General features: G+C 74.0%; 13 protein-coding genes. 2 read left to right on the top strand and 11 right to left on the bottom strand.

Annotation, left to right across the window (positions count from 1 at the left end; genetic code table 11):
* Positions 1-306, bottom strand: a 306-nt coding sequence (locus ACIRFL_RS39655) for a hypothetical protein (RefSeq protein WP_404039257.1), incomplete at its 3' end; no start/stop codon positions are given.
* A 179-nt stretch (positions 307-485) separates the two neighbouring features.
* Between ACIRFL_RS39655 and ACIRFL_RS39650 the strand changes: the two genes are divergently transcribed.
* The gene (locus ACIRFL_RS39650) at positions 486-671 is read left to right on the top strand and encodes a hypothetical protein (RefSeq protein ID WP_404039254.1); all 186 of its coding nucleotides are present in this window, start codon (positions 486-488) and stop codon (positions 669-671) included.
* 306 nt (positions 672-977) lie between these two features.
* On the opposite strand, the gene ACIRFL_RS39645 is transcribed toward ACIRFL_RS39650, so the two are convergent.
* The 3 genes from ACIRFL_RS39645 to ACIRFL_RS39635 all read right to left on the bottom strand — a co-directional run bounded on the left by ACIRFL_RS39645 (position 978) and on the right by ACIRFL_RS39635 (position 4,400).
* The gene (locus ACIRFL_RS39645; RefSeq protein ID WP_404039251.1) at positions 978-2,438 is read right to left on the bottom strand and encodes an MFS transporter; all 1,461 of its coding nucleotides are present in this window, start codon (positions 2,436-2,438) and stop codon (positions 978-980) included.
* Positions 2,435-2,884 carry a MarR family winged helix-turn-helix transcriptional regulator gene (locus tag ACIRFL_RS39640; RefSeq protein ID WP_404039248.1) on the bottom strand — a complete coding sequence of 150 codons (450 nt, stop codon included), beginning with the start codon at positions 2,882-2,884 and terminating at the stop codon, positions 2,435-2,437. The genes ACIRFL_RS39645 and ACIRFL_RS39640 overlap by 4 nt, the downstream gene beginning before the upstream one ends.
* Positions 2,885-2,948: 64 nt before the next feature.
* Positions 2,949-4,400: a DHA2 family efflux MFS transporter permease subunit gene (locus ACIRFL_RS39635; RefSeq protein ID WP_404039265.1), complete on the bottom strand. Its 1,452-nt coding sequence runs from the start codon at positions 4,398-4,400 to the stop codon at positions 2,949-2,951.
* 149 nt (positions 4,401-4,549) lie between these two features.
* On the opposite strand from ACIRFL_RS39635, the gene ACIRFL_RS39630 reads away from it, so the two are divergent.
* Complete coding sequence (locus ACIRFL_RS39630) at positions 4,550-4,981, top strand: MarR family winged helix-turn-helix transcriptional regulator (protein WP_404039245.1); 432 nt, start codon at positions 4,550-4,552, stop codon at positions 4,979-4,981.
* A 106-nt stretch (positions 4,982-5,087) separates the two neighbouring features.
* Here ACIRFL_RS39630 and ACIRFL_RS39625 read toward each other — a convergent pair whose 3' ends face one another.
* The 7 genes from ACIRFL_RS39625 to ACIRFL_RS39595 all read right to left on the bottom strand — a co-directional run bounded on the left by ACIRFL_RS39625 (position 5,088) and on the right by ACIRFL_RS39595 (position 11,844).
* Positions 5,088-6,329, bottom strand: coding sequence for a lytic transglycosylase domain-containing protein (locus ACIRFL_RS39625; RefSeq protein ID WP_404039242.1), 1,242 nt, complete (start codon positions 6,327-6,329; stop codon positions 5,088-5,090).
* A gap of 67 nt (positions 6,330-6,396) precedes the next feature.
* On the bottom strand, positions 6,397-7,362 hold the full coding sequence (locus ACIRFL_RS39620) for a hypothetical protein (protein ID WP_404039239.1): 966 nt from the start codon (positions 7,360-7,362) through the stop codon (positions 6,397-6,399).
* Between the two features lie 47 nt (positions 7,363-7,409).
* The gene (locus tag ACIRFL_RS39615; RefSeq protein ID WP_404039236.1) at positions 7,410-7,952 is read right to left on the bottom strand and encodes a nuclear transport factor 2 family protein; all 543 of its coding nucleotides are present in this window, start codon (positions 7,950-7,952) and stop codon (positions 7,410-7,412) included.
* 25 nt (positions 7,953-7,977) lie between these two features.
* On the bottom strand, positions 7,978-8,577 hold the full coding sequence (locus tag ACIRFL_RS39610) for a hypothetical protein (RefSeq protein ID WP_404039262.1): 600 nt from the start codon (positions 8,575-8,577) through the stop codon (positions 7,978-7,980).
* Positions 8,578-8,858: 281 nt separating this feature from the next.
* Positions 8,859-9,377: a hypothetical protein gene (locus ACIRFL_RS39605; RefSeq protein WP_404039233.1), complete on the bottom strand. Its 519-nt coding sequence runs from the start codon at positions 9,375-9,377 to the stop codon at positions 8,859-8,861.
* Positions 9,374-10,645: an MCE family protein gene (locus ACIRFL_RS39600; protein ID WP_404039230.1), complete on the bottom strand. Its 1,272-nt coding sequence runs from the start codon at positions 10,643-10,645 to the stop codon at positions 9,374-9,376. Before ACIRFL_RS39600 ends, ACIRFL_RS39605 begins: the two co-directional genes overlap by 4 nt.
* Positions 10,642-11,844 (bottom strand): MCE family protein, encoded by a 1,203-nt coding sequence (locus ACIRFL_RS39595; protein ID WP_404039260.1) that lies wholly within the window; start codon positions 11,842-11,844, stop codon positions 10,642-10,644. Before ACIRFL_RS39595 ends, ACIRFL_RS39600 begins: the two co-directional genes overlap by 4 nt.
* Positions 11,845-11,921: the final 77 nt, after the last annotated feature.

Below are 11,921 nucleotides of genomic sequence, written 5' to 3'. Positions count from 1 at the left end.
ACCGCTTCCACGGAGACTGGAACTACACCCTCCACCCCGCCAGCCACCCACCGCACCCGGACCGCCCCCGGCAGGGCGGGACGTCAGCCGGCGGCGAGACGGGCACGGCTTGGGGCGGGCTCTTCCGGGCAGCGGCCGCCCGCCGGCAAGGAAGGTGCCCGGCACGTCGGCGAGCGGAAGGACCAGTGCCGTGCGGGTCATGGCACCGCGGTCGGCCGGGACGGCGAGCGTCCTGCTCCAGCCGTCGACGGCGGCCTGGCAGGCGGTGGCGAGGACGACTCCGCCGGTCGCGATGCCGGCGAGCACGAGGTGCCCGATGCGCGGTTCTTGGTGACGGCGGTCTCGCCGGGCAGCGGCGCGACATCGGGATGTGTCTCGGCGCCGGGGTCTCGCGGTGAACGCGCCCGGGGCAGGACGGTGACGGTCCCGTTGCGCGGGCTGTTGGGGCCGGGGCCACGCCCGGGTTGCTGGCACACCTCGAAGCGTTGAACACCACGCGGCGCACGGTCCGTTACACCGTCGGCTGGAAGATCACCAAAGCCGACGAGCGGGCCATCGGGCCGCCTGTCCATGAGACCGGGTGCACGATGGTGACGGAAGGGTCGACGCCATGTGGCCGCTACCTGACCGGCCACCTCGATCAGCTCCGCTACGACACGGCGCTGGATTGAAGACCGTTGTTGTCGGTTGCCGGACATGCCGACTGCCCTCGGATCCATCGCGATCGCCGCCGTACACGGACGGCTGCATCTGGTGGCGGGCGCGATTCCCACCGTGTCGTCACGCCGGAGGCATCGCCCGTGTCACAGGGTTTCGGGACTGTGTCCGCCACTTCGGTCTGCTGCTGGGCGTACGCCTGTGATCGCACCCGTACGACGCGTCCACTGGCTCCATCACAAGGGCGCACAGTCGCGCGGTGTGCACGCCACCGGCGGCGGAATGGCGCCTCGCGCCGGGCAGCCGGCACGTGTTTCCGCTCAGGTGTCCGGACTCTCGCTCGCGCGTGCCTCGGCGGCGGCCCGCCGCAGCCCGCGGTCGCCCAGCGTCAGCAGCAGGAACACCGCGCCGGCGCCGAGCATGAACCAGGCCAGATGGTGCAGTCCGGCGGTGTCGGCGTGCTGCCCGAAGGCGGACGCCGTGGCGACGGAGGCGATCATCGACCCCAGATAGATGAATGTGCGCAGCAGTCCGGCGGACGAGCCCATGCGCTCGCGGTCGGCCTGGAAGTAGACCGAGTTCTGCAGGGCGAGGTTGTTGAGCCCCTGCGGCACACCGAAGACCAACGCGACGACGAGCAGCATCCAGACCGGGCTCGCGGCGCCCAGCAGGAGGATCAGCGCGCAGGCGACGAGTTGTCCCGTGGCGCCGACGACGAGCTTGCCGAGGATGCTCTTGCGGCGGCCGGTGAGCGCGGATATCCCGATACCCATGAGGAAGAGCGGGAGTTGCACGAGTCCGGCCTGGGACGGCGACAGGCCGCGGCCCTCCTCGGCCCACTGGGTGAAGCCGTACAGGAAGGCGTAGGAGACGGTGTACGCTACCAGGCCACGGGCGTAGGTGGCCAGCAGAGGTGTGTTGCCGCGCAGGACCCGCAGGTCGATGAAGGGCACGGCGGTGCGCAGTTCGCGCAGGGTGAAGGCGACGGCCGCCGCGACGGTGATCAGGGGCAGGTACCAGCTGCTCGGGTGCGGGTTCATCAGGAACAGCAGCAGCGTGACGAGCAGGGCGGCGAACAGGGCCATGCCGGGGAGGTCCAGTTCGGCGGCGGCGCCGCGGCCGCGGTCCGGCCGGGGGCCGGCCGGCCTGGGCAGGCGGAGCGCGCCGAGCAGCAGGGCGATCACGGCCAGCGGGATGTTCAGGGCGAAGGTGGCGCGCCAGCCGCCCACGCCGATCAGCAGTCCGCCGAGGGAGGGGCCGATGACGGCGATGGTCTGGCCGGCGATCGCGAGCGTGGTCAGCACCCCCGCCGGGCTGTCGTTGCCCGTCCGTTCCGCCTCGCTGCGCAGCAGGGACATCGCGGCCGGGTAACCGGCGCAGGTGCCGAAGCCGAGCAGGACGCGGGCGCCGATCAGCACGCCGAAATTCGGGGCGAAGGTGCCGGCGAGACCGGCGAGGCCGACCAGTGACGTGCTGATCAGGAACAGCCGTCGTGGCCCGAAGAGGTCGATGAGCCGCCCGACGACGGGTTGTCCGAGCGCGGTGGCGAGGTAGAGCGCCGAGACCAGCCAGGCGGTCTGCGACGGTGGCGCGCCGAAGGCCACGCCGATGGGCACGAGGGCGACCGCGACGATGGTCGAGTTGATCGGGTTGAGGATCGAGCCGACGATCATCGGGGGGATCAGCCTGCGGTCGAAGTGTTCCGCCGGGCGTTCGCCCGTCCCCGCCGTGTCCTGCTGGGCTGGGTCGGCGGACCGCCGTGGGGTGCCGGGGCCGCTCATGCGTGGATCAGCCTTTCCAGGACGGCCATCGCCGCGATCACGGTCTGCCGTTCCTCCTCGGTGCACCGCTCCTGCAACGCCGCGGCCAGCCATTCCTGACGGGCCTGCCGGTCGCCCTCCGCACGGGCGCGGCCGGCGTCGGTGAGTGCGACGAGCCGGCGTCTGCGGTCTGTCGGGTCCGGTCGGCGTTCCACCAGTCCGAGCCGGTCGAGGGCCGCGACGGTGGCCGCCATGGACTGATGGCGTACGCCCTCGACGGCGGCGAGGGTGCTGGTCGCGGCGGGGCCGTCCTTGACGAGCCGGGCGAGCACGGACACCTGGGAGAGGGTGATGTCGTCGGCGTCGGAGACATGGCGCACCCGGCGGCGCAGGCGCCCCACGACCACGCGGACGTCCTGCGCGGCGCGTACGGCCGACTCCGAGGGCTGAATGCGGTCGTTGCTCATGCGTTCGACCGTAATTTATGCAGGCTCACCTGTACAGTTTTCCCTGTACTTTCTTCGGGCGGCTTTACCTGCCTTTACCTGCTTTTTTCGAACCGCCGGGCAGCAAGGAGTAACGGGCGCTCTCCCGGCGGCGCGGCGCCGTGGTCGGGGTGTTCGACGCGGTGGTGCCGCGGGCGGCGGCGCGGGCCGGGCCGTCGGGAAGGGTGAAGGCGAACACCGAGGTCACCGCGGCCATCACGGCGAGGGCCAGATACGCGTGCTGGTAGGCGGAGACCGGCGGGTGGGCCGCGGCGGCCGCGGGCGTGCCGAGGACCAGGGCGGTGGTCACCACGGCCGGCGCGAGGGCGCCTCCGCTCTGGCGTACGACGGTGTTCAGCGTGGACGCCTGGGCCAGGTCGCCTCGGGCGAGGGTCGCGAGCGAGGCCACCGTCGTCGGCATGAAGACACCGCCCATGGCGACGCCGAGGAGGAACATGTAGCCGCGGAAGGTCCACAGACCGGTGTCCTGGTCGCAGGTGGCGAAGAGCAGCAGGACCGCGCTGACGCCGGCCATGGCGCAGCCGATGATGATCCGCGGACCGATGCGCGCGTACCAGACCCCGACGACCTGAACGGTCAGCAGGACGCCGAACGCCTCGGGGAAGGTGCTGGTGCCGGACTCCAGCGCGGTACGGCCCTGCCCCTGCTGGAGGAAGAGCGGGCCGAGATACATGGCGCCCATGATGGGCACCAGGCCGACCAGGCTGATGAGGTTGGTGTCGCGGAAGAGCCGGTCGGCGAAGAGGCGGAGCTTCAACAGCGGGTCGGTCGTGCGCAGTTCGAAGGCGACGACCGCGGCGAGCAGCACCGCGCCGAGGACCAGCGCGGTGATCACCGTCGCCGAGGACCAGCCGCGGTTGGGTCCTTCGCAGACGCCGAACATCAGGGCGCCCAGGGCCGCCGCGCTCAGCAGCAGGCCGGGCAGGTCGAAGCGGCCCGGCCGGTGGCCCCGGTGCCGGTCCAGGAACAGCATGCCGAACAGCACGACCGGCAGGCCCAGGGGCAGATTGACGTAGAACACCCACCGCCAGGACCACTGGTCCACCAGCAGTCCGCCGAGTACGGGTGCGGCGGCCGGCGCGATCTGCTGCGGGATGATCATGTACCGGGATATGCGCACCTGCTCCGAGGAGTTGAAGGTGACGAACAGCAGGGACGCGGCGGCCGGGAACAGCACCCCGGCGGACAGGCCCTGCACCGCGCGGCAGACGACGAGTTGGCCGAGGCCGGCGGCGGCGCCGCACAGCACCGAGGAACCGAGGAAGCCGACGAGCGCGGTGAGCAGCACCCGCTTGCCGCCGAACCGCTCGACCAGCCAGGCCGAGGCGGGGATGGCCATGGCCAGACAGACCGGGTAGACCACGACCACCCCGTCGAGGGCGGCGGTGGTCAGCCCGAACTGACGGGCGATCGAGGGCAGCGCCACGGTGGTGATGGCTCCGTCGACGATCGCGAGGAACGTCACGCAGACACACATGACCGGGACGACCAGGCGCTGGCTGAGCCGGAGGGAGCGAAGGGAGAGGACGGGACGGCGTCGGGACGAACGGGACGAGGGCACATGCTGAGCATACTCACTATGCGCGTACTCATAGAATGGGGCGCCAAACGGAGCGGGGAAGTGACATGGCAGTGCACGACAGCAGTGACGTCCTGATCGACGAGCTGTACGAAACCACCCATCAGCTGCGGCAGTTCGCGGAGACCCGGCTGCGGGCGGGCGGCGCCTCGGTCGCCCGGCTGCGTGCCCTGCGGATGCTCGCCCGGGCCGAACGGCCGCTGCGCATGCGGGACCTGAGCGAGATGACGGGGGTGGCGGCGCGGACCACGACCAGCATCGTCGACAGCATGGAACGCGACGGTCTGGTGGAGCGGGTACGGCATCCGCACGACCGCCGGGCGTTCCTGCTGCGCCTCACCGACGAGGGTCTGCGCTGCCATCGTGAGGCGGAAGAGGTGGACCGGCTGGCGCTCGCCGAGGCGACGGCCGCGCTCGACGCGGACGACCGCGCCCACCTGCGCGCCCTGCTCGCCCACATCCGCAAGGCGACCACCTGACCACACCCACGTAACCGGGAACCCCGAGCACACCCGGTACCCGTCCGTCCTGAGCCCGGGGGTCGGCCGTCTGCGGTTCTGGCATGCCTTGGCGGGTGTCGTGGGCTCATGTCGGCGGGGTCGGCGGTGCGCAGGCCGGGGTTTCGTTCGTGGGGTCGGGGTCGGCGGGGGACGGGCTCGGGGAGGAATCGGGGCAGGACGGCTCGGGCGTCGGGTCGCCCGGGTCCGGGGAGGGCGTCGCGGTTCCGGTCGGGGCCGGGGTGGCCGAGGAGCCCCCGGTCGGGGAGTCGGACGGGTCCGGCACGGGCGGCTCCCCGGGCGACTGCGACGGCTCCGGGCCCGTCGCGGAGGGCGACGGGCCGGGGCTCGGCGAGTGCGAAGGGGAGCGGGTGGGGGTGGGGGTGGGGCCGCCCGGGTCGGGGCCGATGACGATCCCGCCGCCGCCCGTGCCGTCGCCCTCGCCGTCCACGGGTCCGGTCGCCGGGGTGTCGCTGCCGGCGCCCGGGGACCGCGGGACGACGCCCTCGCCGTCGGGCACACCGTGCACGCCCCGCCGGTAGAAGTCGAGCCACTGCCGGACCAGGTTCAGATAGGTGCGCGAGTAGTTGTAGCTGAGGATCGCCCGGTCCAGGTCGGCGGCCCGGGCGAGGTCCCGGTCCCCCGCGCACAGATAGTGACCGGCCGCCAGGGCCGCGTCGAAGACGTTGTCGGGGTCGGCGCGGCCGTCGCCGTTGCCGTCGACGCCCCAGCGGGCCCAGGTCGAGGGCAGGAACTGCATCGGCCCCACCGCCCGGTCGTACACCGGGTCGCCGTCGTGGACGCCGCCGTCGGTGTCCCGGATCAGGGCGAAGCCCCGCCCGTCGAGGGCCGGTCCGGTGATCCGGCCGAGGGTCGTGCCGGCCCGGTCGACGGCACCGCCGCGCGCATGGCCCGACTCCACCTTGCCGATCGCGGCGAGCAGTTCCCAGGGCAGCCGGCAGCCCGGGTCCGTACGGCCGACGGCCCTCTCGGCCGCGCGGTAGGCGCGCAGGACGGTCGCCGGGATGCCGGACTCGGCGTTGATCCGGGTGATCTCCCCGGTGCCACGCGGCGTCTGACGCATCGTCAGGGGTGGCAGTTCGGTGTGGTACGAGCCGTCGCCGGGCGGGGCGAGTTCGGCGTAGGGGGTGTCCGTGGCCGGGGTGGGCGCGTCATCGGCGGCGCGTCGGCCGGGGCCGCCGTCGGGGCGGGAGACGAGGCCGGGCGCCTGTGAGGCGGTGAGGACCGCCACGGCCGCGACGGCGATGGCGGTGGCCCGCAGGCCCCGTAGGGTCCGGGCCTGCGGGCGGCGTACGCGGCGTGCGGGCATGGCTGTCGCTCCCTTGTCGTTGGGCCGGACACCGGTGCCGGCGTCCCGGCCGGTGGCGCCGGAACCCTCAGCGGCCGAAGGTGTCGATGCCGGAGACCAGCCAGCGTCCGTCGCGGCGTACCACGTCGACCGCGAGCATGGCCCCGGCGTAACTGCCGCCGTCCGCGGCCTGCTTGTCCTTGGTGTCCGCCGCGCCGTTGCCCCCGGCGGTGCTGACGCTGCTCTGGTCGGCGTAGACCAGGACGCGGGCCCGGTCGCCGTCGATGCGTTCGACCGCGCTGTCGGTGACGCTGGTGGTGATCACCGCCTTCTGCTGGTCGGCCCGGGCCCGGACGCCGGCGAGCAGGGCCTCGTGCTGGGCGACGGCCTTCCCGGTGAGCAGGTCCTTCGTGGCCTTCTCGTAGGCGGCGGGATCGGCGTGGTCGTAGGAGAAGAGCGCGGCGACCGCCTTCGCCGTCTGCCCCTTGATCTCGCTGGTGCGGGCGGGGTCGCTCAGCGCGGTGTTGCGCAGCGCCGGGTCGTCGCGAAGGGTCTCGGCGCGGGCGTGCGCCCAGCCGGCGAAGCCGCCGAGGGCGAGGGTCAGCGCACACAGCAGGGCCAGGCCCACGCGGCGGGACGGACGGCGGATCCGCCCCCTGCCGCCCGCCGCGCGCGCCGAGTTCGCCGTGTCCGCTGTACCCGCCCCGTCCGCCAGGACCGCCGCGTCGGTGCCTGCCCGGGCTCCCCCGTCCGCCGCGCCTGCCCGGTCTCCGCCTTCGGTCCGGTTCGCCGTGTCCGCCCGGTCCGCCCCGTCCGTGCCGTCCGGATTCGTGGCCTCGACGGGCGCCGACCCGCGGGGCAACGCGGGCGCCGTGGCCCGCTCGGGCAGCACCGCGAGCCCGGAGCGGGGCGGGCCCGGTGTGGCCGCGGCGGGCAGGGCCTCGTCGGCCGGCCCGCCCGGACCGGTCACGGGCCCGGACGCGGGTGCCGGGGGCCGGGCCTCGCGGGCCTGGCGCCGACGCTCGCGGTTGATGTGGTGACGGGTCGTCGCCATCGGTTGTGTCGTCCTCTCGTGCGGCCGGCGCGCGGCGCAGGTCCGGATCAGCCGGCTGATGTGCCGCCCACGGGTGCCTGGCCCAGGGCGCTGAGCTTCCACCGGCCGCCGGTCCGGGTGAGTTCGCCGAGCAGGCGGCTGTCCTTGTCGGTGCGCTGTGCGCCGGACGCCTTCACGGTCACCCGCAGGGCGACGAGGATCCGGGCGCGGCCGGCCCGGTCGTCGAGTTCGGTGACGGCACCGGACAGCACCCGGGCCGTGGTGACCGTCTTCGCCGTCTGCACCTGGGCGGCGAACTCCTTGCGTCCGGTGGCGAGTTGGTCGTGCAGGTCCCCGGTCGTCGAGGACTCCCACAGATCGAGGCCGCGCTCCACGTCGCGGTGGTCGAGCGTGTTCAGGTTCTGCACGGCCTGTTCACCGGCGGCGAGCGCCGCGTCGCGCTGTGCGGCGTACCCGGCCGAGTCGTCGTGCGCCGCGGCGTACCAGTCCCAGCCCGTCCACGCCGCGAACCCGCCCGCGATCAGGACGAGTGCGAGGGCCAGGGCCGGCAGTGTCCGGGCTCCGGTGAGGGCGCGGACCGCGCGTTTCATGGGTGCTCCCGTCTCCCGCGCTCGTTCAGCGGGTGGTGATGTCGACGATCCGCCACTGGTCGTGCTCCCGCCGTGCGGTGACGGTGAGTTGGGCCGCCGCCGAGGTGGGCGCGGCCTTGCCGCGGCGGGAGACCTGGTCGAGGAAGACCAGCAGCCGGGCGCTGTGGCCGTCGAGTTCGATCACTCCGACGCGTACGGCCTGGGTGCTCAGGGTGACGCGCTGCTCGGCGAGTTCGGCACGGATCCGGCCGAGGAGCTGGGCGTACTGGCGGGCGGCCCGGCCGTCGAGGACGGAGCGTGCGGAGCGCTCGGCGGCGTCGAGGCCGTCGGGGGTGTACGAGAAGACGCGGGCGAGGCCGTTCCCGACGTCCCCCGCGACCCGGGTGGTGGCCTCGGTGTCGGTCAGCGCGCGGTTCCGGGCCGACGCGTCGGACGTCAACCGGTGGGCGCCGTAGAAGAAGCCGCCGCCTGCGAGGACGAGGGCCACGGCGAGCACGGCGACCGCGGCCCGCCACACCCGCACACCCGGACGACGAAGCCGCCCGGAGACCCCGTCCTCACCCGGCTCCCCCTCGGCAGCCAGGCCCGCCCCCTCCTCCAACTCCGCCCCGGAAGCCAGGCCCACCCCGCTCTCCGGCTCCCCCTCGGAAGCCAGGCCCACCCCGCTCTCCGGCTCCCCCTCGGAACCCAGTCCCACCCCGCTCTCCGACTCCCCCTCGGAACCCAGTCCCACCCCGCTCTCCGACTCCCCCTCGGAACCCAGGCCCGCCCCGCCCTCCGACTCCCGCTCGGCAGACAGGCCCGCCCCCTCCTCCGCCGCTGCCGCCTCCGCGCCCCGTGCTTCGGGCTCCGCGTCCCGCGGCGCCTGCCCCTTCGTGCCCTCCGTCCCGTCGCGCAGCAGTCGGGTCATCGGGCGTCCTCCTCGGTCGCCGTCCGCGCGAGCGGCACCGCGTTCAGCGCCTGGACCTTCCACGTGCCGGCGGCCGTGCGGGCGAGCACCGCTTCCAGGCGCTTGCGGTCCGTGGTCGGCGTCTTCGACCCGGCCGGCGTGACCTCGACGCGTACGGCCGCGATCAGCTTGGCCGTGCCGGCCCGCGGGTCCAGGGCGGTGACGGCGGCCTCGGTGACCGTGCCCCGGGCCGACGCGCCGGTGCGGGGCTCGGTGCGGCCCAGTTCGTCCCGGAGCGGGCCGGTCGACGCCGCGCGCCAGGCCCGGATGCCGGCCCGCGCCCGCTCCGGCGAGGAGGCGTCGAGCGTGTTGAGCACGGCGATGGCGCGCCGCCCGTCGGTGAGCGCCGCGTCCCGCTGGCGGCCGTAGGCGAGCCCGTCGTCGCCGCGGGCCCGGGCGTAGGTCCACGCGCCGGTGCCGCAGAACGCCAGCGCCAGGGCGAGCCCCGCGGCCGCGATGATCCGGGCGGGCCTCATCGGGCGGCCCCGGCGGTCGGATCGAGCAGGGCCGCGAGGTCCGTCGGGGCGCCGTCGCCGAGGCCGTCCAGGGCGAGCGCGCCCGGCAGCGTCCCGGCGGCGGTCGGTGCGGCGCCGCCGGAGGACAGGGAGGGCGGTTCGACCGGGTCGGGCACCGGGCCGCCCCTGGGCGCGTTGGCCGAGCCGCGTACGTTGCTGCCGCTCGCGGCCGGTGCGGTGCACGAGGCGCCGGTGTTGAGCGGGGGCGCGGTGCCCAGGTCGAGTCCGTCGCGGTAGCGGGTGCCGCCGTAACCGGCGGTACAGGGCAGGGGTTTGAAGAAGGTGACGGCCATCCCGAAGTTCACCTTTCCTCCGTCGACGGCGGTGGCTCCGGCGGACACGGCCGCCGGGTACTTCACGAGCAGTTCCTCGATGCCGCGCTGCCGGGTGACGGCGACCTCGGAGGTGGTCAGCAGGTTGGCGAGGACCACGCCCAGGCTCGGGTCGAGGTCCCGCAGGACGCCGCTGACCTGGCCGGCGGCATCGGGGGCGACGGTCAGCAGACGGCGCAGGTCGGCGTCGGAGCCCTTGAGGGCGCGGGCCAGTTGCTCGGCCCCGGTGGCGAAGTCGCGGACGGCCCGCGCTTCTTCGGCCTGGGTGCGCAGCACGGTCTCGCCGTCGTGGATGAGCCGGCTGGTGGACGGCAGCGCGCGGTCGGCGGCCTCCACGAAGGCACTGCCGTTGTCCAGGAGCACCTGGAGGTCGTCGCCGTGGCCCTCGAACGCCTTGCCGAACTCGTCGACGACCGTGCGCAGATCGTCCAGGGGCACGGACCGGGTGAGGCTGTCGACGCTGGAGAGCACGTCGGTGACGGGCGCCGGCACCTCGGTGTCGGCCTGTTCGATCCGGGCGCCGTCGGCGAGATAGGGCCCGCCGTCGCTCGCGGGCCGCAGGTCGATGTACTGCTCACCGACCGCGGACAGCCCGGCCACCACGGCGCGGGTGTCGGCGGGGATGCGCGGCGCGGACTTCTTGATGCGCAGTTCGGCGACGACGCCGTCCGCGGTGAGCCCGATCGGGCCGACCCGGCCCACCGACACTCCGCGGTAGGTGACGTCGGAGTGAGTGAACAGGCCGCCGGTGCGCGGAAGTTGTACGTCGACGGTGTAGTAGTCGGCGACGCCGGCGTAGCGGCCGAGGTCGGCGTAGCGGATGCCGACGAAGCCGAGGACGAGGACGGCGATGACGAGGAAGGCGAGGTTCTTCAGGCGTACGGCGAGGGTGATCACGGCGTGCCGCCTCCGTCCTGCGCGGACGTGGTGACGGACGGCAGCGGCAGCGGCGGCGCCGTCGGGGCCCGGGTGGCGGGGGCACTCCCGCCGGCCCCCTTGGTGGCGGTCCTGCCGTGGGCCGTGCCGGGTGCGTTCTGCGCCGGGGCGGAGGGCGAGGGTGTGCTCCGCGGCACCAGCGGCGGGATGATCCGTGTTCCGGGGGCGGCGACCATGCTCAGGTACACGTTGAGGTAGTCGCCCTTGATGCCGCGCAGCACCTCGTCGGTGAACGGGTAGGTGAGCAGCGCCTGGAGCGAGTCGGGCAGGTCGGTGCCCGCGTCCGCGAGTGCCCGCAGGCTGGGTGCGAGGGCCTTGAGGTCGGCGACCATGTCGTCCTTGCTCGCGTTGACGGTGGAGACGGCGACGTCGGAGAGCCTGTCCAGGGAGCGCAGCATGGTCAGCAGCGAGCCGCGCTGTTCGTCCAGGGTCTTCAGGCCGGGCGACAGATCGGTGAGGACGGTCCCCACGTCGTCCTTGCGGCCGGCGAGGGTGGCGGCGAGCCGGTTGACGCCGTCGAGGGCGTCGGTGATGTCCCCGCGGTGCCCGTCGAGGTCGGTCACCAGGGTGTCGACCCGTTCGAGCATCGAGCGGACCTCTGGTTCACGTCCGCCGAGGGCGGCGTCGAGTTCCTTGGTGATGGTCTTGAGCTGGTTGACGCCGCCGCCGTTGAGCAGCAGGGACAGCGCACCGAACACCTCCTCGACCTCGGTGTTGCGGCCGGTGCGGGACAGCGGGATGACACTGCCGTCGCGGAGCCGGCCGGCGCTGTCCGACGTGCCGGGCGCGACGAGTTGGACGTACTTCTCGCCCAGCAGACTGGACTGCTCAAGCCGGGCGCCGGCGCCGGCGGGCAGCCGCACATCGCCGTTGATCTTCATGGTGACGCGGGCGGCCCAGCCGTCGTGGTCGAGGTCGATGGCGGTGACCCTGCCGACGGCGACGTCGTTGACCTTGACCGCCGCCTGGGGGACGAGGCTGAGTACGTCGTCGAGTTCGGCGGTGACGGTGTAGGGGTGGGAGCCGAGGTCGGCGCCGCCGGGCAGCGGCAGGTTCTCGATCCCGCCGAAGCGCGGCAGGGGTACGGTGAACGCGCCGACCGCCAGCGCGAAGCCCAGTGCCACCGCGAGCAGCCCGCCCGCTGCGGCGCCCACGGCCATCCCTCCGGTGAGCAGTCCCCGTCCGACCGCCGCGCCGGCCGTGCCCGCCCGGTTCTGGTCGTCGGGCGCCCGCTCGG

The organism is Streptomyces sp. NPDC102462 (assembly GCF_044765425.1).
Classification (GTDB): domain Bacteria; phylum Actinomycetota; class Actinomycetes; order Streptomycetales; family Streptomycetaceae; genus Streptomyces.
The sequence above is the reverse complement of the archived record's forward strand: the minus strand, read 5'-3'. Positions and strand labels throughout refer to the sequence as shown.